Origin of the sequence: Gynurincola endophyticus, from assembly GCF_003991195.1 — a bacterium.
In the GTDB taxonomy this organism is placed as follows: Bacteria; Bacteroidota; Bacteroidia; order Chitinophagales; family Chitinophagaceae; genus Gynurincola; species Gynurincola endophyticus.
Window position 1 is genome coordinate 125,985 of the sequence record NZ_RCWL01000008.1, and the last position, 21,279, is coordinate 147,263.

Genomic DNA, 21,279 nt, shown 5'->3' on the forward strand with positions numbered 1-21,279 from the left:
ACCCACACCTAAAACTAACGATTATGCAGCAAACCATTGGAAAATATAGATGGACGATTTGTGCGCTTCTGTTTTTTGCAACAACGGTTAACTATCTCGACAGACAGGTTTTGTCGCTCTTACATCCGCAATTAGAAGAACTCTATAACTGGAGCAATTCGGATTATGCAAACATTACAGGTATCTTTCAATTGGTTTATGCCATCTCCATGCTATTTGCAGGAAGAATGGTAGACAAGCTGGGAACTAAAAAGGGATATGCCTGGGCGATTATTATCTGGTCGATAGGAGCTGTTGTACATGCATTTTCTATTCCTATTGGTGAATCGTTAGTAACCTTATTTGGTTGGTTGGGTATCACTGCATTTTCAGTATCTGTTTTAGGATTTATGTTTTCACGCGCTGTATTGGCCATTGGTGAAGCGGGTAACTTTCCGGCTGCTATCAAAGCCACAGCAGAATATTTCCCTAAAAAAGAACGGGCCCTGGCTACCGGTATATTTAACTCCGGCGCAAACGTTGGGGCTATTCTGGCACCATTATCCGTTCCCTGGATCAGCGAACATTGGGGTTGGGAAGCAGCTTTTATTTTTGTAGGAGCAATTGGTTTTATCTGGTTAATCTTATGGTGGATTTTCTATGATAAACCTGAAAATCAAAAGAGATTAAGTACGGCTGAACTAGCTTATATCCAACAGGGTGAAGAAGGAGAAGCGGTAACTGCTGCAATTTCAGCTAACCCAAAAGTAGAAAAAGTAAAATGGTTCAGTTTATTAAAATATAATCAGACATGGGCATTTACCGTAGGTAAATTCCTGACTGACGGTGTATGGTGGTTTTTCTTATTCTGGTTACCGAATTACCTGAAAGTACAATATGGAATGGTAAAAACCGATATCATGTTACCTTTGGCTATTTTATATACAATGGCGATGGTTGGAAGTATCGGCGGCGGATGGTTACCCATGCACTTTATTAAAAAAGGCTATACGGCTTACGATGGAAGAATGCGTGCGATGCTGATTATTGCAATATTACCATTAGCGATTCTGGCAGCACAACCTTTCGGACATATTTCATACTGGGTACCTGTTATTCTGATTGGTATCGGAGCTTCTGCACATCAGGCATGGAGTGCGAATATATTCACTACAGTATCTGATATGTTTCCGAAGAAAGCAACTGCTTCGGTAGTAGGTATCGGTGGAATGGCCGGTGGTATCGGTGGCGTATTGATCGGTAAAACCGGTGGTTGGTTGTTTGATGCTTACCGTTCGTCTGGTATTCAATCGGCCTGGGAAGCTGCAAAAGAAAAAGGTTTGGGTGATTTTGTACAACAAATCACCACTATGAATCTTACGAATAAAAGAGGTGATGTAATTAATCTGGGATTAACCGAATTAAAAAACCTGCCTGCTGAAGCTGCTGATCAGATTAAAAACCTGAATGCTATGGCATTTGATCAGCTGGTTGCAATTCAGGAGCCATTAGTACATGGTCAGATGACAACTGCTTACACCATTATGTTTGCCGTATGTGCACTGGCGTATTTAATTGCCTGGACGATTATGAAGAGCTTAGTACCTAAATATAAACCAATTACTGATTTATAATGGTATAAAGCACCATTGAGAATTAGAGTTAACAACTGCCTGGTATTTTTATGCCGGGCAGTTTTTTTATAAAAAAATCCCCGCAACTTTTATTGCGGGGATTTTTATTATGCTTTTCCACCAAGTAGTTTCAATCCGATAATACTGGCGATTAGTGTACAGATGAAAAATATCTTCCAGAAGTTGGCGTCTTCTTTGAAAAAGAGAATACCAACCAGTACTGTACCAACGGCACCGATACCTGACCATACTGCATAAGCCATTCCCAGCGGAATAGTTTGTGTAGCTTTATTCAATAGAAAAAAACTACAGGCTATACATATAAAAAAACCAAGTGACCACTTCCAGTTTGTAAAATTATTAGCCAGCTTCATACAAGTAGTAAAACCTACTTCGAAAAAACCTGCTAACACTAAAATTATCCAAGCCATAAATTAACATTTAGTAAAGAAGGCCGTCTCTAAAATGCAGCCTATATTAATAAATATGTAAATGGCTAACTAAATGCAGACAATTTTAATGGTTAATATATGCCTACTGTTTAGAGACAACCCCTTAGGGTGTACAATTATATAGTTTTTTTATTGATCTTTTTAATTACCTCAGGCACTATCTTGTCATCTCCTACAATATAAACGATATCGTTTGGTTGAAATACGAAATCTGATTCAGGATTTAATATTCTATGACCGTTTCGTTCAATACCTACTACCAGGCCTTTGATAATTTCTTTGATTTTGCTCTCTCTGATGTTTTTACCAATCAATTGAGATTCTTCCTGTATCACAAATTCACGCATCATTACATCGTGGTGTTCTTCAACACCTTCTTTGGTATGTTTAGCCGGACGAATGATTGCCTGTAATCGCTTCATCTGAGCATCTGTTCCTAATATCAGTATTTCATCGCCGGGGAATACCTGATCATTCCAGGTAGGAATGGGGATATGATGTTCGCCACGTTTAATCATAACAACATTAATGCCTAAGGTTTCTCTCCATGCCAGGTCTTTTAAGGTTTTACCTGCACTTGGAGAATCATGGCCAATTTTAATAGGAACAATGTGTGCGTCCCACGGAGCAAGTTCACTTCTGTTCTTTTTAGCAGCTGCAATTTCTCTCTGATTGAAATTCGACATAAACCGTGATTCGATTTTATCATAAAATGCCTGAATTTTCTTAGAGAAAGAAAACAGTGTAAATATAATTACACAGGTAGCTATTAAACCTACCCAGATGTTGAAGAAGTTATGGAATAATAAACCGATGAAGGCTGCGACCAGTATCAAACGAACAATGAATAAAGCATATACTAATGGCTTATACTTAGGTGATGCTAATATTCTTCCATACTCTTCACTATGTTTGATACGTACGGCTAATGCCCACATGAACGGAAGGATAAATAATAAGGTAACTGTAACTGTTGCATATTTTGCCCATACATTTCCATCCAGGTTTTCCATTACATAGGGTAATACAAACTGAGAAGCAGCTAAGATAAACGTCAATATAATTGCTGATAATACAGCTATATTCGTAAGGGCACTTTTTAATACAGACTGCCAGTCTGAAATCGAAGCAACTTTTTTACCTTCTGCGTGTTCGTTCTGGAAAAAGTTGACCATTTTCTTCGGCAAAAACTTCTCTATAAACTTATATACGTGTTTCGAGTATTTAATGGAATAAGGAGTCGTCAATGTTGTTACAGCCGATACTGCTACCGTAATAGGGTAGAGGAAATGACTGGTTACACCTAACGTCATACCCAAGCCGGCTATAATAAAAGAGAACTCACCGATTTGAGATAAACTCAATCCGACCTGGACGGAAGTCTGAAGGCTCTGTCCGGCTATTAAAGTTCCCAAACCTGTTGAGAGTAATTTACCTACGATTGTAACTACGGTAATAATTAAGATCGGCACGGCATATTCAACAATAATATTCGGATCAATCAGCATCCCTACAGAAACGAAGAATATACCACCGAAAAGATCCTTGATCGGAATGATGAGGTGCTCTATTTTTTCAGCACTGGTAGTTTCTGCCAGGATAGATCCCATTAAGAAAGCGCCCAGCGCCGGAGAAAAACCTGCTTTATTAGCCAATACCACCATGATAAAACACAGTGATAAAGAAAGTAACAACAAGGTTTCTTCGTTCATCCATTTTTTAACTTTCTTCAGGAAGGTCGGGATGAAGAAAATACCACCTACAAACCATATAATCAGGAAGAATAATAGTTTAAGAATACTGAAAAGCATGTCGGGGCCGGCAAACTGCTGACTTACCGCTAACGTTGATAACAATACCATCAAACCGATGGCGGCAAGGTCTTCAACAATCAGAATCCCGAATACAATGGTGGCGTATCGTTGGGCTTTAATATTAAGCTCTTCAAAAGCGCGGATAATAATGGTAGTAGAAGATACGGATAACAGACCTCCTAAGAAAAGGCTGTCCATTGTATTCCATCCCATCAGTTTACCGGTACCAAAACCGATCAGCGACATGAATATAATTTCAGAAAGGGCACCGATAGAGGCCGGAGCGCCCACTTTAATTAATTTTTTAAAACTGAATTCTAAACCGAGTGCAAATAACAATACGATCACACCAATTTCCGACCAGATGGAAATATTTTCTCTTTCCAATACTGTCGGTAAAAAACTAAAGTGTGGTCCTACTAAAAAGCCCGCTAAAATATATCCTAATACTACAGGCTGCTTAAATCTTCTACAAATAATCGCTACAATCCCTGCAGCAGCCAGGATTAATGCTAAGTCAGTTATTAAGTGAGGTAAATGTCCCATTTTTTAATGATTGTATAATTCCTTTCTGTATTCAACTCAGATAAACACACCAGGCATTTTAATGCCCTGTTAATGTGCTACTGATTTAAATTTAATTGATTAAATCCAAATTATTGTAATATAACTACTACAGATCACCAAAAATAATGTTGTGGAAACAGTAGAAAAAAATAATGAAGGGTATGGTCAGACAAATAATTTGAAAAAGAATTTTTCTCTGACTGGTATTGATAATCAACGATGTAGGTGTCGCAATTAGGTAGGGCATTGTCACCCAGATACTTTTTAAAGGGTTCTTTTAAACCTAAAGTATTTTCTTCCTGTTGCGGTTGGGAGGTAGATACCTGTACAGTGCTGCTGCCCACAGAATACAGGTAATTGTTTCTTTTTGAAACTTTTACAACTGCAGCAGGCTTTTGTTTACCGGGGCATGCTTTCGCTACCTGGGTAAGCAACACAAATGAACAGAGTAATAATAAATACCTCACAACCACAAATTTATGCTTTTTTATCGGGATTTCCTTTGTCCAGCTGCTGTAAGCTGGCTTCCTGCGTTAATTTACTCAGCTCTTCTTCGTTGGTCAGATTCAATCTTAAGGGTGTTACAGACACGTAATTATTTTCAACAGCCCAACGGTCGGTATTTTCTTCGGCCGGTTCCAGTGCATGAACGGTATACCAGTAATGTTTTCTGCCCATGGGGTCCATTCCCGGAACAATTTTACCATCATAGAAGCGAACGCTCTGACGCGTGAATTTGATTCCGACAGGACGTATGGGGAAGTTTACATTAAACAGGTATAGCCCTTCTTTTTTGAGCAAAAAATCCAGCACCTGCTTTAAATACGGCTGAATAACTTCAAAATTAGGTTCTTCTTTTCCGAGTACCATACTTAATGCGATTCCTTTTTTGCCCAATAGAACAGCCTGTTTAGCGGCAGCCAGTGTACCGGAGTGCCACATCGCATTACCCAGGTTAGGCCCCATGTTGATGCCACTCAGAACAACTTCCGTTTTTGGCCAGATATGCGATCCCAAAGCCACACAATCGGCGGGTGTACCGTTGACGCGATAAGCCTCCACTCCCTCAAACTTCTGAAAACTGGCTTTGTAGTACAGTGGCCGGGTAGCAGTAATCGCATGGCCCATAGATGATTGTTCCACATCAGGAGCAACCACTTTCACTTCTCCAAATGACCGGGCAGCCTGTGCTAATGCAGATAATCCCGGGCTATAAATACCATCATCGTTTGCAATTAAAATATTCATACTATCTTAAGGAACAGAACCATGCCAAAATCGCTGGTATGCACATTATATTGCAAATTTCCCATCGATGAAAGTTGTTAAAATTGTACATAATCCCACTGCCGGTAAAAGAAATTTACCAATGGAATTGCTCATTCAGATCGTTCAAAAAGCCGGTTTTGAATGTAGATATTCGTCTACAAAAGAGAATGACTGGAAGCATATTGAAGACGATGTAGATTATATTCTCATTGCGGGGGGAGACGGATCTGTCAGGAAAATAGCCCATATTCTCATTGAGAATAAGAAAACGCATATACCTATCTTCCTGTATCCTTCAGGTACTGCTAACAATATCGGTTTAACGATGGGACTCGAACGTTCTATCACCAGTTTTACGAATCTCATTCAATCACACCTTACACAAAGTTTTGATGTAGGAAAATTTACGATGGATGAAAAAGATCATTATTTTCTTGAAAGTCTGGGATGGGGTGTTTTTCCTAAATTGATTCAGAAAATGGATGATCATAAAAAAGATTTAAAAAAACCTTTGTATGATGAACTACCGCTGGCATTGGAGAAATTATATAAAATTGTAAAAAAATATAATCCCAAATATGCAGTAATTGAAACCGACCAGCACAGGTTAGCAGGTTTTTTTCTCATGATAGAAATAATGAATACAAAATCGATAGGGCCGCGACTCACACTTGCTCCGCTGGCATCTACCAGAGATGGTTATCTGGATCTGGTACTGATTCCTGCACATCAACGCATTCATCTTTTAAAATATCTTGAGAAAAGAATGAAAGGTGAAAAAGCTTATTTTAAATTACATCCGTTACGGGTGAAATATGTAAACATCGAGTGGTATGGAAAAAGGTTGCATGCTGATGATGCGGTGATGACCTGCGCCAAAGAGAAAATATCAGTAAAAGCTGCTGAGGAACAATTAAGATTCATTGCACCTAAAAAATTTGGATAAACCAGCTATTTTTTGTATCTTAATAGAATAGCCATTTTGTTTTTATAACCTCCTATTATATGCGATTTTTTTTTGCCGCCGTTCCGGTATTGTTGCTTTTATCTTCATGCCGCTCAGCTTCTGACAAGAAGTTTGATGAACAGATTGTAACCAATGCCGTTCATTACGCACATGAACAATATCCTTATCTGATGAAACAAACACCACCGGATAAATTTCCTAAAACATTTGAGCATGATACGGTACGCTTTTCTAATTCAGAATGGTGGTGCAGTGGTTTTTACTCCGGAAACCTTTTCAGGTTGTTTACGCTTACAGAAGACAGCCTTTTTTATAATACAGCCATTGAAAATTTGAAGTATTTAGAGAAGGAACAATATAATACCTCTACACATGATCTTGGTTTTATGATGTATAACAGTTTTGGAAAACTGTACACTTATAAAAGAGATACTTCGGTTGCTCAGATATTAATGCAAAGCGCAAAATCGTTAGCCGGTCGTTATAGCGATACGGTAAAAGCGATCCGTTCGTGGAACAGCCGCCCCGACGATTTTCTGGTGATTATCGATAATATGATGAATCTCGAATTGTTATTCTGGGCCGCGCGTTATTCTAAAGACACTACCTACAGAACAATCGCCATCAATCATGCAAATACAACATTGAAGAATCACTTCCGGCCAGATAATAGTAGTTATCACCTGATTAATTATGATCCGTTAACCGGCAGCATAAAAGAGAAAAAGACAGTGCAGGGCTGGAGCGATGAAAGTGCCTGGGCGAGAGGGCAAGCCTGGGGATTATACGGTTTTATGATTGCCTACAGATATACGAATGACCTCAATTATTTAGTGCAGGCCAATAAAATAGCAGACTTTATTTTACAACACCCGCGTTTACCAAAGGATAAAATTCCATATTGGGATTTTGACCTTCCCGACACTGCACATGCACCGAGAGACGTATCTGCCGCAGCTATTACCGGCGTTGCATTGTTAAAGTTATCTCGTATGCAAAAAGGGATTGATAAGGGCGAAGAATATTTTGCCGCATCTTATGAAATCATGAAAAACCTTTATGAGTATTACAGATATCCGGTAGGAGAAGGAGGAGGCTTTTTATTGTCGCAAAGTGTAGGACATTATAAAGCGGCATCTGAAGTGTCAGTGCCGCTGATGTATGCAGATTACTATTTTCTTGAACTTTTGTTAGAGTGGAAACGAACATTTCATGAACTAAAACTTATATAAAAAACCGATTCCCATTGTTTCTTTGATCTGCGTTTTAGGCGGACCTTCCGTTCCGTCTTTATTTACACTTTTGGTGTCATTATCATAAATTACATCGCAGGTAATGGTCATACTGATATATTTTGAAACCTTGGCCGTCAGAATGTTTGTGCAATAAATATCTATATTCCACGGATCGTGTTTGTAGTTTGAGAATAAATCTAAACGTGTTTTATAAGTTAAATTGTCATTGAATTTTTTATTCCAGTTGATACTGGCATAAGCACCGGGTTCGGTGTTTTTTTGTTTACCCGGAGGTACACCGAATGCGCCGATTTTAGCTAGTGAGTCATTTCGAACGACCGTCCACCGTTGAGTAAAGGGAGATAGGAAGATCGAAAAATTAGGATTGGGTTTAAAGTCAATACCCATAGATAATAAGATATATCCCGGTGCCATGAAATCGGAAGTAAGGATACGGGTACTGTCATTGATATGATTCCAGCCTTTTGTGAATTGACTTCTGAAGTTTCCTAATGCAGATATATACCATTTCTTACTTACTTCATAGCCGTATTTGGTGAGATAATCGATACGGTCACTTGATTTTCTGCTACCGCTGGTAGTGGTATTTACCATACCGAAAGCCAGGTCTATGTTGTGATCCCAGGCATTTACTCCTTTACGATAGGAGCCGTTTAATGACAGGTTACTCGATACTGCCAACGACCAGTTATCGCCGCCAGCTGCCCAGTTACTGAGTGCGCCCTGATTAACGTTAACATTGTAGGTGCCATTGATTTTCCATCTTTTAGCCGTGTCAATTGCTGCTGTTTTTAACGCTCTGCTGGCTTCAGTTCTTAAGTTGATAATATTTTTATCTTGTGCATACGCAGATAACACAGATAAAAACAGTATCATTAATATGAATACATTTCTCATCTTTATATTGCCTTCTGTTCGCTGAATTCGTTCAATAGACGCTCACAATGGCAAAATGGATGCACCGGGGAGAAACAATTGATAATTAATAATTAATTATTTCATTAAAATGAATAGTCTAAATTCTTAATTCTTTAGTACGCTATGGTAAAACGTTTGCGGGGAAACTGATGATTTTCTACTTCATCAATGATGGCTACTGCTAAATCTTCCGGAGATATTCTGCTGCGGCGGTGTTCATCAAATACGGGTTGGTTATAACCTGTTCTGTATTTACCGGTTCTACCTGTTTTTATACCTGGATGCATTTCGATTGCAGGGCTTACGAAAGTCCAATCTAATTCCTGTTCTTTTTCCAGTTCTGTAAAATAATCTCTTGCTGCACGCGCAATCGGTTTATATTCTTCAGGAAACTCGGAAGAGTCAACCAGCTGAAGTCCTGGTTTTATTTCTAAACTACCTGCGCCACCCGATACGATCAGTCTTTTAACTCCGGCAAGTTTTGCAGCTTCCTGAATACTTTCAGATCCGCTTAAAAAACGTTGATGATAATCGTTATCGGTATTTTTAACATTATAAGCACTGATAACAATATCATGGCCTTTAAAGATGTCGGATAATTCTTTTGTATTGAAAACGTCGCCCTGAACGATATGTAATTGTTCATTGAAGGTTCCTACTTCACCGGGTTTTCTTACTACTGCGGTTATTTCATGCCCTCTGCTCAATGCCTCTTTCAAAATATGGCTACCTACAAATCCGGTAGCACCGATTAATGCGATTTTCATAACATTGTTTTCATTATTGACAAAATAGGTTTCGGAAAGTTGCGCACCTGACTGGGTTTAACAGATGCGCAACATCTTTCTAATTCAAAGATTCTGCCACCGCGGAAGTTAATACCGATCGGTCGGTATACTCCTTAATTGTCATGTTATATACAATGCTATGCCGGTTATTAACTCTTTGTACGAGGTGAACAAAAGCAATATAGTTTTCAACGATCTGAATTTTATCACTCGGTGTTACCACCAATAGTTGCAGATGTAATTGTTTACATAGCTCCATCAGGTACGTGGCTTTTTCCTCATCCTGATTACTGAAGCTTTCGTCAACGGCAATAAAACGCAGACTCCTTGCATTTTGTCCTTCTTTTGTAATACCAAATTGATAAGCAATGGCACTACACAAAATAGTATAGGTTAGCTGAGCTTTTTCTCCTCCCGACAGCTGGCCCATCTGACGGTAAGATTTTTTGAGGCTATGATCAGATCTGAAAATTTCATCTGCCCAGAATTCGAACCAGTTACGTACATCGAGTACTTTGCTGCGATAGCGTTCATCTTCAGCCAATGCCATAATAAACGGATATACGTGTTCGTTAAAATGAGCCGCTTTATCTTCAAAACTGCTTTCGCTCCATTCATTATAATCAGTCAGTGCATTAATTAATTGATGTCTGAACTCTTTTATCTGCGTATCTACACTGGCTCTTTTTCCCAGCTGGATATAAGTATCGGGAAATTTGTTAAAATGAATACCGCCTAACGAGTCATTTAGTTTTTTTATGCTTTCCTGAATATCAGATTCCCAGCGATCAAGATCTTCTTTAAAATGAACGACGTTCTGCGTTACTGTTTCGTAAATATATTTTTCAAACTGCTGTTTGTATTCAGGTAAACGTTCCTCCTGAATTTTATGTAGCCAGTCTATATATTCGCCGGCATGTTGTATCTGGTCGGGTAGATGTTGTACATCTCCCATCCAGTCAGGAAACTGTTTTAACAGCTCTGCGCTTGGGTTTTTCAGTTTATAAATAGCTCGTTCAATCTGGTTAGATGATTTCTGAACACTGTCACCAACTTTCTTTGTTCTGTTATCCAGTTCTACCCGCAATTCATCGCAGATAGTGTGAATATTTTCCAGCTCTACCTGTTCAAAACGGCTCTGATGTTTGAATTTGAATTGTTCCAGTATTTCCAGTTCATTTGCCTGCAGCGTGGATAATAATACTTCCAGCTGTGTAATTTGTTGACGGTACTGCTCATATTCATTTTGTGCAATCGCTTTTTTACCGAAATGTTCATCCCGATGATTTTGCAGCTGATTTTTTTCAATCACCACTTCTTCCAACTGCTTCGCTAACTCTGAAAGGTATTGAGAACCTTTTTCAAGTTTAGCCATCTGGTCTACCAGCTTTTTAATCTGTTGTTCCGGAGAAATTGTATCAATCTGCTGGAAGCCCGTATGGTGTTGCAGAAAATGAAACGACTGCCATTGACTCTGCAATTTTCTTTTCTTTCTTTCTGTTTGCTGCTGCACTTCCTGCGCCGCCGTTAATGACTCCCTGAACTGATTTCTCTTTTGTGCCAGCTGATCTTTTTTACGGGCATTATTCCACCCCATTACATATTTAGAAGAATCTCCGTAACCTCCGCGATCGTCTTTTTCATGACGGTCCTTCGATTTGATCAAACCTTCCAATGTGATGGCTTTATCGTATTTTTCGAATTGCTGAACTTTGGTAACGCAGTAATAGTTATAATACTGAATAATCTGTTGTTCCACCCATTCACTGAAAGGATGGTCTGGCATAAATTCAAGTTTATCGTGAATGGTTTCTGCTTCCGGTAATGTTTTAAAACCCGATGGGTTCACTCTATAGTAAACCAGTTTGGTATTGAATCTTGTTTTATTAACAAAAGTGTTGATTTTTTTATAATGTTTTTCAGGAACCAATAATCTGAGTGAAAAACTATACAGGAGTTTTTCTAATGCGGGTTGCCATTCAAGTTCTTCTGAGCGTACCTGCATCAGTTCTCCTGCAAAAGGAATTTCTCCCTGTTCAATTTTTAATGCATCACAAATCTGTTCTCTTACGGCAATCAGGGCCGGAGGTATATTGTTGCGGTGGTGTAATACATGTTCGAGCTCTTCTTCTACCTGTGAAAGCTTCTGTTGTATTTGCTGGATTTCTGATTTCGCCGCATACTCATCTTCTTCAATTAACCTGTCTTCACGTTCCAAACGGTGTTGCGATTTACTCAGTGACTGCTGAAACTGGTTATATCCGGCCTGAGTTAAAGGAATGGATACTTTTACACCAATCTGATCGGCGTGTTGAATATAATGTTGTAATTGCTGTGCAGCGCTATCCAGACTGAGTTGTTGTTGCGAAAGCTGGTCTCTGAGTTGTTGAATGCGTTTACCGGTTTCATGCTGCGCCAGTTGTTCTTCGAGTGATTTTTCCTCCAGCTCCTGCTTTTTTATTTTTAAAGCAATTTCATCAATGAGTAAACTATATTGTTGTGCCGCTTCCTGCAACTGAGCACTTTTAATTTGCATCAGTTGATAAGAGCCAAACTTCTTGAATAATGTTAGCTGTTCTATTTCGTCTTGCAGTTCCTGTAAAATTTTCTTTTGTTCCTGAAAATTTTCATAATGATCGGCAATTGGTTGCAGCAACTGTATTTGTACATTGATTTTTTCAATAGCATTTTTGGCGGCAAGTAATTCTTTTAACTGCGACTTTAGTTGCATGAAACTATCTTCCATAGCCCGTGGTTCGAGCATATTGGTGCGGATGAAATCGTTCAGGTCTCCCAACACCTTGATACCAACTGTTTGGTTGAAAAGGCTCAGTGCCTGGGTACTTTGCATACCCATTACATCAATCATGCGCTGTGCATATTTACTGGCAGAGTCAAACCATTCAATAGCTCTGAAGCGCCCTTTGTTAAATTGCTCATCCAAACGTTTTTTCCATTTGTTCTGAAGATCAAAAGGTTTGAAATGTTCTTCAACATGAAGCTCTTTATGAGCGATGGCGTAATATCTTTTCAGGTCATTACCTGAAAAATACCTTACCTGGAAAAGAGTGATTTCCTGGCCGGTTTCATTTTTGAAACCTGCCATCAGAATACTGTAAGCTGCGGCTTTGTTTTCGCGGAGATAAAGTGTTTTAGTGCCGTGGCTATCATTTTGATGAATACTTCCGTATCCACCTAATACATAGGTTTCTTCATTTCTATCGCCTTTTTTTTCGGAACCGGAGCTCTGATTATAAAACCTGTTTTTCTTTTCGGGAACCATCAGTGTTAACAGGGCATCGATAAATGTAGTTTTACCGCTACCGTTAGCTCCCGTTAATAAAGAGGTTTCTCCCATGGGTTTAATGGAATGAACTTTTCCGTCAAAAGTTCCCCAGTTAAAAACTTCCATGTATTGTAAGCGGAATCCGTTTTTGTTATCGTCAGTACTAAATACGTTCAGTTGCATAATTTTCTAATTGAGCTTTAAATTGATCTAAGACTTCACTGTTCACTTTTGCTTTTATCAGCTTTTTAATTCTGAAGCGTTGTTCGTCTGCTATGTCATGATGTTCAACTTTTGCAATGAAACCATGATCTTCCATCTTATCAATTACTTTGTCGAGTTCTTTTAAAAACTTTACCCTTGATGCATTTTCTTTAAAAAATAACTCTACGTATTCTTTAATATCTTTTCTTTTTCTGATCAGTTCACGATGAGTGGCTTCACTCATTTCATAATCGGCCAGCATTTCTCTTAATAAAATCAGTACCAGTGATTCTTCAAAACTCAGGGGCCTTTTTTGGGTCCAGTGAACGATTGCAGTATCATCTTCTTCATTAATGATGTGCTGTACAAATGCATAACCGTCATTTTCGTCGAGCACCAATCGTAACCCCACACTTTGTAAAAAAATGGCGAGGTCAGATTTATACTGTAGTAACTTTTCCCAGTTCGATTGATCAGTATACTCAATCGGTGATTTGAGTAACTTGATAAAAAGGGGAGTATATGGTAATATGTTTGTCATTATTTCTTTTCTTTTTTATTGCTGAACAGGAGGTAAGGTACTTCTACAAATTTATTTTTTCCGGCACCTAAAGGAACCAGTTCTGTAGTTTTATCTACTACCTGTACGCTGAGCTGTGGGTCTTTATTTAATGCGAAATAGGTTACAACTTCTGCTATACCGTGCTGAAGCGGATATTTTTCCAGTATTTCGAGTAATGTCACCGTTTCTTTATTGTTTAAACTTTCCTGTACTCTTTCTTTCAGTACTTTTTTGTCAACCATTGTTGTATTCAGCATTTTGCTCAAACGGTCATAATCGGCAATTTCCTCTTTGGCTGCACTTGGTTGTAAGAGTTCAATATTTTTTTCACCGGGAAGAAGTGATATCTTACGATCCATTACAAAAGGCATTGTGAGTGATTCGTCTATCTCGATACCCGGTAATGCTTCTTCACTGTCTCTTACCTGGAAGGCAAGTTCTTTAATGGCGTTAATTTGTTTTCTCAGGCGACGGTGTTTGGTAATTTCTTTTTCGGTAATGATACGGCTTAACTTTTCAGCCATACGGTCATTGGCCTGACTTACTTTCTTACCCTTTTGCAGTAACTGAGATTTCAGCGAAGCTAAAAATTGCTGGTCTGTATCAATGCTTCTTTGTGCTAAAACCTCTAGTAATTGGTGTGAGAGTAATTCCCACTCGGTTTGCCCTTTACGTGAAATCAGAAAATCCCAGAAAGCATAAAAGCTGCGTCCCTGATCGCTTTCGCGTAATGCATCGTATGCGTGAAAGGCAAATTCAAGAATGGTTGATTTTTGATCGCTGCCTTTGGTATGTTGTTCTACTATTCTGCGGTGTATTTGTTTAAAATTATCTTCTACTTCTGTAAAATCACTTAACAGGTCGTAACACATTTTATTAAAAATATGTAAGCGTTCCTGTACCTGCGCATTGGTGTACTGGTGCATCATGCTACCCAGTTCGAGTGCTTTGATTTCTTTTTCAATATTGGCTTTCCGCTCTTTTAAAAGCTCGAGTCTTTTTTGTTTATTGTCTTCGGTATATTCCACCAGGTCTTTCAAATGATGAAACATCATTTTGAAACGACTTTCAGTGCCAACGAACTGACGTTCCTGTAGTTGTTGCAGCCACTGAAAAACTTTTTCGGTGTAAGCCGAAAGTTGGTAATGTATTACTCCTTCCGCATCCGGAGTATCTTGCAGAATTCTTTTTTGTACCCAACTGGTAAGGTATTTCCGGCTACGGGCTTCATCGTCGTCGCCGAATTCAATATGGGTTTCCTGCAGGATGTCTGCGTCGTCTTCCTGTTGTTGTAAGTGAAAACTTAAAGCCTGCACCAACACTTCTTCGGTTACCGTACTTTTTTGATCAATCTTGAAAATCTGATACAAAAATGGTAACACCCAATGTGCATTTTTCAATCTCAACATCTGTAATGCCGGCGATGAAGCCAGCAGCATTTCTAAGGTAGCTTTATTCATAACTGATTAAGGGCAAAAAATAAAACTTTTTAGCCTATCTGACCCCAAAAGCGGCTCAAAAATTATACACTATTTACTCCCGTTTCTTACGACAATTTTTCAGTATCCGGGGTGGTAGAGTGGTGAATATTCTTTATATTGTCTAACAGTTATCCTTATACTTGAATTTGTATGAAACATCAATATAAACGTGGTTTTTACCTCATTTTTTTGCTGCTGATAAATGTTCTTTTTGCAAATGCCCAGCGTAAATGGGGGAAAGAAGATTTGTCAGTTTACCGGAAAGATGCCCCTTTTGTGGCTGTTCTGGTAGAGGATATCCCTGCCTCCCTGCGTGGAAAAGTGATCAGGAGTTTTGGTACCAATGGCGCAATTATCGCTCAAAATGACCTCCACAGGTTAACAAATTTTACCGGTACTGTTTACACGGCTTCCAATACATTTAAATTATCGCCTGCATTATGGCACCGTTGGGAAGAACTGAAAGAACAACCTTTTACGGGTATTATTCAACTGTTGAGTGATGCCGCTCAGGAATCTGCTGTTTTTGATGAAGCGGATTTTGAATGGGTTTATCCGGCAAAAAAAGTAGCTAAAATTACCGCTTATAAAAGCTTAAAAGCTTTGGTCGAAAATCCGAATATCGTTTACATCGATGGAGTAAAACCGATCGAAGTAGAAGGATACAATGGCTGGGCTGATTTAAGTATTCATGGAATTACGAATTTCAGAAAACAATTCAGCTTAGCGGAAGTGCCGTTGGTTTCTTTGCGCGAGGGTATGGTCGGAGCTGACGAAATTGACCTTCAGGGGCAATTGGTATTACACGGTAATCAGCCGGTAACAGTAACGGAACATGCTTCACAAATGGCAATTCTGGTTGCCGGCAGCGGAAATACCGGTTTCAATGCACTGGGTGCAGTGCCGGGAGCAAAGTTTATACTCGAACCTATGAATTCTTTTTTTCCGTTGATGAATGCATTACACCCGTCACCCTTGCAACTGAACAGCTACGGTTCAGATTTAGAGTGGTTCTACAGTATCGAAGCACAGGCATATGATGAGTATATTAAGAATCACCATACCTTATTCATTTTTTCATCAGGTAATAGTGGTGTATTGAGCCCTCACGACGGAACTTATAAAAATATACCTGGTTTCAGTAATTTAACCGGTGCGTTTAAACAGGCTAAAAATAATTTACTGGTAGGTGGTCTTGCCTTTCATTACGATGTAGTAAATTATGCTTCAGCCGGACCAACTTTTGACGGAAGAGTAAAACCTGAACTGGTTACCATTGCTGATAACGGCACTTCATCTTCAGCTGCTGTAGCAGCAGGTATCACAACCGGATTGTACGCAACTTTGCCACCTGATTTACATAGAAATGATCTCGCAAAGGCTATATTGATTGCATCAGCTGATGATGTTTATACAGCAGGAATCGATTTTAAAACCGGCTATGGACTAATGAATGCTGATAGAGCGCTGCAATTGTCAAAAAATGAAAATTATATTATTGGTAACGTGGTGCCCGGAGCAACTGCTGCACATAACATTACAGTTCCCGCAGGTGAATACACCGTACGGATTGCATTGGTGTGGAACGATATTGCTGCGCCTGTAAATGCCGCAACAGCATTGGTCAATGACCTGGATTTTTATTTACAGAAAAACGGCAACCAGGTGTATCCATGGGTATTATCAACCGCTGCAAATATAGATTCACTGAATGCAGTTGCTCAGCGGAAAAAAGATGAACTCAATGTGGTAGAGTTGATTACCGATACATTGAATGGAGGTACTTATCAGTTAATAGTTGATGGTTCAAAATTGATAGAAAAGCAGCCTTATGCTATCGCTTATCAATTATTACCGGTAAACCGTTTTGAGTTTATACATCCTGTCAAAGACGATATTATACAGGAAGGACTGAATCAATATATACGTTGGAGTACAGATCTTATACAAAAAGGAAAACTGTTTTACAAAAACGTAATGACAGCCGAAGGTGAATGGATTGAAATAGACTCGGTTCGTACAGAACGCCCCATTGCAATGTTCAGCAATTTTACAGAGGCTGCACGTTATGTGTTAAAACTTGAAACGGATCAGACGGTATATTATTCGGATAGTTTCTGGGTAATGCCGAAAGTAAATTTGCGGCAACAATATTTATGTGACGGAGAAGGTCTGTTTAAAATATTTACAACAATCAATAGCCCGTTGACGTATCATTTACAACAGTTTGATCAACCATCAGCTCAATGGAAGACAGTAGGATCATCAGCGGAACCACTTCTTACACAAAATATCGACGGCGATTACTGGTGGCGTGCCGGTGTGCGTTTGAATGAACAGTGGTTGTCTCCCACCCAGGCTATTACGGTAAAAAGTAACGAAGATCTTTGTTTTCAGGGAACCCTGCTGGTAGATAAAATGAATGAAAATGTATTGTTGAATTTTCAAACCTGGGCATTACATTATGTAGATCAGGTAGAATTTGAAAAAATCATTAACCGCGAGTGGGTTTCTATCCATCAGATGAATCAGATTACTATAGGTGATCATACTTATTCTGATCAGCAGTTAACTTATGGTTCAAATGTATACAGGGCGAAAATTATCCTTAAAAACGGAAGAGTTGTTTATCTGCCCCAGCAATCTGTGGTAAATATGAGCGACAAAGATGTATGGGTATATCCAAATCCCGCACGGGCAGGCCAGAGAATAGAAGTGGTGGTAAAAGAACCACAAAAAATGAGGCTGTTTTTATACAGTAATGATGGCCGGTTGATCAAAGAGATTCAGGTAAATGATACGAATACCGTCATTGCTACCGAGCGGCTTTTACCCGGTGTTTATTTTTTAACAATGGTATATGAAACGAAACTTACTACTGTTAAAAAAATAATAATACAATAAAAAGCCCCTTCCAGCACGGTTGATGATGGAGAGGGCGAAATGTTTGTAGATAACTTTACAAAAGTTGATGGAATATAAAGCATAATTATCCGGTAGTAATTAACAATATCCTAAAGCCCAATAAATCAACAAAAACACTAAAATAGTACCCACACATCCGCCACCCCATTTATAGGCTCCATAGCCGGCTAATAAGCTTCTTAGAAAATTATTCATATCTGTTGTTTTTGTAGATAACTTAAAAAATGATGCCAATTCAGGTATTAAAGAAACTTTAATAAGGCTCCGGCACTATTATTCTTCGGCTGAGATTATATTTGCGCTTTGAAAGATTATGGAAGAAACATTGATCGGTAAGATTTTATTAGTAGGAGCGTTAGCAACCTTTGAGATATATGTAGCTATTCCAACCGGTTTTGCTTTCGGTTTTAGCCCGTGGTGGATTTTTACTATTTGTGTAATTGGTGGCCTGACCGGCGTTTTTGTGACCGCCTATCTGGGGGATATGCTGCGGAATTTAATCAGAAAAGGTAAAGAACCTAAGCCGAAAAAAACATCCAACTGGGCGAATAAGCTTTGGGAGAAATACGGAATGATCGGTTTAGGATTAATCGGAACCTTTACCGTAGGCGCACCTATCAGTATTGCTGTAGGTGTTGGCTTTAACGCCAATATTCATAAGCTGGTTTTCTGGAGTTCTATCGGCGTAATTTTAAGATGCGCAGTTTTTACTTCGATTGGTCATTTTGGTACACAACTGCTTTAAATAATTAATAATTAAGAATTAGAAGTGTTGTGCTTATTAAGCCGGAAATTCTTAAGTTTCAAGCTTATAATTAAAAAATGTCCTTTATTGTCTGATTAATCAGCGATAAAGGACATTTTAATAAGTTGTATTTCAATCTCAATTCATCATTCTTAATTCTTCATTCTTCTTTTACCACGCTATTCCGTAATCTTCTCCGTGGTTCGAACTGGCTCCCCACATGGTTTTGTGTTTTTTGTCGAACAATATTGCATTGATAGGGCCGGAAGTTCTGTCATTCGTAGTAATGCGGTAACCCATCTTCTGTAAATCTTTTTTCACCCACGAAGGTGTTTGTGAATGTATAACAATTGAGCCGGCACGCGGTGCGCGATCGGCTGATTTTGTACCTCCTAACGATAACCATAATTGATTACTGTTAATATTAGCCGCTTCGGCTGCTTCTTGCGGAGTCATTTCAAAGTCTACTACATTTAAAAAGAATTGTAAGAGGTTCTGATCCTGCACATCACCGCCTTGTACGGCAAATGATAAATAAGGCTCATTGTCTTTCAGCGCCATGCTCGGTGTAAGTGTTACTCTGGGTCTTTTGCCCGGTTCTATTACGTTAAAAGGATTGTAAGAACTGTCGAGTACAAAACTTTGCAAACGCTGACTTAAGCCTACACCGGTTTCTCCGGCGATGCACGCAGGAATCCATCCGCCGCTTGGTGTAATCGAAACTACCCAGCCTTCAGCATCAGCAGCCTCAACAGAGGTGGTACCACGCCACAACCGGTCTTCGTAAGCGGCATCTACCGGCAATTGCTGAAATGAGAGTGACTGTGCATCTGTTATTTGAAAAGAGGTTCCTGCAGCCGCAGGGGTATAACCTCTTTTTTCTAAGTATTGTAAGTACGGATTGGTTTCTCCCTGAAACGGATAAGGATCCCCGGGGCCGGTTTTCGGATTGTTTTTAGTCCAGTCAATCTCTTTCGCCCGTTGCTTTGCATATTCTTTGCTCAATAAACCTTTCATTGGCTCTGCCGGAGCGAAATATGGATCACCGTAATAAAAATCCCTGTCGGCGTGTGTCAGGTTCAGCGTCTGGTAAATCAGGTGAATGTAGTTAGCTGAGTTGTAACCTAATTTTTTTAAGTCGAAATTTTCCAGAATATTCAAAGCCTGCAACATCATCGGCCCCTGTGTCCATTGCTGTAATTTATAAACATCAATTCCTTTATAATTAACACTTAGAGGGGTTTCTTCAATTACTTTCCAGTTGGCAAGGTCTTCTTTGGTGAATAAACCGCCCTGTTCTTTAACGCCTCTTACAATTTCTTCGGCTATATCACCTTTATAAAAACGATCATAAGCAGCATAGATAGCTTCTTTTCTTGATTTCTTTTTCTTTAAAGCAGCTCTTTCTGCATCTACTAATTTCTGCAGCATTTTTAACAGATCTGCCTGCACAAAAATTTCACCGGGTTGTGGCGCTTCGCGTTCTTCTCCTAAGTGGGGTAAGAAAACTTTTTTACTATAAGGCCATTGTTTGATACGGTCTTTGCCTCTTTCAATCATGTTGGCGGTTTGTGCGTCAATCGGATAACCTGCTGCCAGTTCCATCGCTGGTTTTAATACTTCTTCGAGTGAAAGGGTTCCGTACTCGGCCAGCATATGCAATAATCCGCCCGGAGTACCGGGTGTAACTGCAGCCAATGGCCCGTATTCAGGTGGAAATTCATAGCCCAGGCTTTTGTAGTAAGCCGCTGTAGCACCTGTAGGCGCTACGCCCAGGGCGTTAATACCAATTACCTTTTTAAGTTTCGGGTGATAAATTAAAGCCTGGGTTTCTCCGCCCCAACCCAATACATCCCAAACAGTACAGGTAGCTGCTAACATGGCGCAGGCAGCATCTACGGCATTGCCCCCTTTCTGAAAGGTCATGGCACCGGCAGTAGCGGCCAAAGGTTTTCCGGTAATAGCCATCCAATGTTTACCATGTAAAGGTGGTTTCTGGGTAGATTGAGCGTTGACGTTAACAACAAATCCTAAACATAGGATCGTTAAGGAGGATAGAACTTTATACATATGCAGCGCTTTGGTTTTAGAGGTTCTAAGTATTCCGGATTTACAGGTTGATGAAAAGCCGGAATAAAATAAACAATGCCGGCTAACTTCCTTCCTCACTGTTCATTTATAAAAATCTCCACATTTTCTCTTTCAATTTAAGCAAAACTTCCAATTGGTCAATATCTTCCAGTACAACTTCACTGTTATTGAACTGTTTTCTTACAATGCGAACCACACCGCCGCCAACTAATACCGACTGGGCTTTCTGAAAAAACAAACTCAGCTGATACTCGTCTTTTAACATTTCCCACTCTTCTAAATCGTTAATATAAACCTGATATATATCCATAAATTTGCCGGAGGCGATTTTATTTATACTT

The 21,279-nt window shown here is 39.3% G+C and carries 16 protein-coding genes; 5 read left to right on the plus strand and 11 right to left on the minus strand.

Annotation, left to right across the window (positions count from 1 at the left end; all coding sequences use genetic code 11):
• Positions 1–23 precede the first annotated feature (23 nt).
• Entirely contained in the window at positions 24–1,613 is a 1,590-nt protein-coding gene (locus tag D9O48_RS14650) for an MFS transporter (protein WP_126973731.1), read from the plus strand.
• A 107-nt stretch (positions 1,614–1,720) separates the two neighbouring features.
• Here D9O48_RS14650 and D9O48_RS14655 read toward each other — a convergent pair whose 3' ends face one another.
• From D9O48_RS14655 to surE, 4 genes are all read right to left on the minus strand, one after another.
• Entirely contained in the window at positions 1,721–2,044 is a 324-nt protein-coding gene (locus tag D9O48_RS14655) for a DMT family transporter (protein WP_126973732.1), read from the minus strand.
• Positions 2,045–2,181: 137 nt separating this feature from the next.
• On the minus strand, positions 2,182–4,425 hold the full coding sequence (locus tag D9O48_RS14660; RefSeq protein WP_126973733.1) for a cation:proton antiporter: 2,244 nt from the start codon (positions 4,423–4,425) through the stop codon (positions 2,182–2,184).
• Positions 4,426–4,559: 134 nt separating this feature from the next.
• Positions 4,560–4,913, minus strand: a complete 354-nt coding sequence (locus D9O48_RS14665; protein ID WP_126973734.1) for a hypothetical protein — start codon at positions 4,911–4,913, stop codon at positions 4,560–4,562.
• Positions 4,914–4,923: 10 nt separating this feature from the next.
• Positions 4,924–5,694, minus strand: coding sequence for a 5'/3'-nucleotidase SurE (surE, locus tag D9O48_RS14670; RefSeq protein WP_126973735.1), 771 nt, complete (start codon positions 5,692–5,694; stop codon positions 4,924–4,926).
• Positions 5,695–5,761: 67 nt separating this feature from the next.
• Between surE and D9O48_RS14675 the strand changes: the two genes are divergently transcribed.
• Positions 5,762–6,661 (plus strand): diacylglycerol/lipid kinase family protein, encoded by a 900-nt coding sequence (locus D9O48_RS14675; RefSeq protein WP_126973736.1) that lies wholly within the window; start codon positions 5,762–5,764, stop codon positions 6,659–6,661.
• 59 nt (positions 6,662–6,720) lie between these two features.
• Positions 6,721–7,914 carry a glycoside hydrolase family 88 protein gene (locus D9O48_RS14680; RefSeq protein ID WP_126973737.1) on the plus strand — a complete coding sequence of 398 codons (1,194 nt, stop codon included), beginning with the start codon at positions 6,721–6,723 and terminating at the stop codon, positions 7,912–7,914.
• On the opposite strand, the gene D9O48_RS14685 is transcribed toward D9O48_RS14680, so the two are convergent.
• From D9O48_RS14685 to D9O48_RS14705, 5 genes are all read right to left on the minus strand, one after another.
• Entirely contained in the window at positions 7,900–8,835 is a 936-nt protein-coding gene (locus tag D9O48_RS14685; protein ID WP_126973738.1) for a DUF3078 domain-containing protein, read from the minus strand. The two genes, D9O48_RS14680 and D9O48_RS14685, sit on opposite strands and share 15 nt — an antisense overlap.
• 134 nt (positions 8,836–8,969) lie before the next feature.
• The gene (locus D9O48_RS14690) at positions 8,970–9,623 is read right to left on the minus strand and encodes an NAD(P)-dependent oxidoreductase (RefSeq protein WP_126973739.1); all 654 of its coding nucleotides are present in this window, start codon (positions 9,621–9,623) and stop codon (positions 8,970–8,972) included.
• 79 nt (positions 9,624–9,702) lie between these two features.
• Complete coding sequence (locus tag D9O48_RS14695; protein ID WP_126973740.1) at positions 9,703–13,113, minus strand: ATP-binding protein; 3,411 nt, start codon at positions 13,111–13,113, stop codon at positions 9,703–9,705.
• A complete protein-coding gene (locus D9O48_RS14700) occupies positions 13,094–13,675 on the minus strand; it encodes a DUF4194 domain-containing protein (RefSeq protein ID WP_126973741.1) in 582 nt (193 codons plus the stop codon). Before D9O48_RS14700 ends, D9O48_RS14695 begins: the two co-directional genes overlap by 20 nt.
• Positions 13,675–15,156: a DUF3375 domain-containing protein gene (locus D9O48_RS14705; protein WP_126973742.1), complete on the minus strand. Its 1,482-nt coding sequence runs from the start codon at positions 15,154–15,156 to the stop codon at positions 13,675–13,677. The genes D9O48_RS14700 and D9O48_RS14705 overlap by 1 nt, the downstream gene beginning before the upstream one ends.
• A gap of 171 nt (positions 15,157–15,327) precedes the next feature.
• Between D9O48_RS14705 and D9O48_RS14710 the strand changes: the two genes are divergently transcribed.
• Together D9O48_RS14710 and D9O48_RS14715 are read left to right on the plus strand one after the other, a co-directional pair.
• Entirely contained in the window at positions 15,328–18,081 is a 2,754-nt protein-coding gene (locus D9O48_RS14710; RefSeq protein WP_126973743.1) for a S8 family peptidase, read from the plus strand.
• 334 nt (positions 18,082–18,415) lie between these two features.
• Positions 18,416–18,847, plus strand: coding sequence for a small multi-drug export protein (locus D9O48_RS14715; protein ID WP_126973744.1), 432 nt, complete (start codon positions 18,416–18,418; stop codon positions 18,845–18,847).
• A gap of 171 nt (positions 18,848–19,018) precedes the next feature.
• On the opposite strand, the gene D9O48_RS14720 is transcribed toward D9O48_RS14715, so the two are convergent.
• Both D9O48_RS14720 and D9O48_RS14725 read right to left on the minus strand, forming a co-directional pair.
• Complete coding sequence (locus D9O48_RS14720) at positions 19,019–20,917, minus strand: gamma-glutamyltransferase family protein (RefSeq protein ID WP_126973745.1); 1,899 nt, start codon at positions 20,915–20,917, stop codon at positions 19,019–19,021.
• A 106-nt stretch (positions 20,918–21,023) separates the two neighbouring features.
• Positions 21,024–21,248, minus strand: coding sequence for a hypothetical protein (locus tag D9O48_RS14725; RefSeq protein WP_126973746.1), 225 nt, complete (start codon positions 21,246–21,248; stop codon positions 21,024–21,026).
• Between the last annotated feature and the right edge of the window lie 31 nt (positions 21,249–21,279).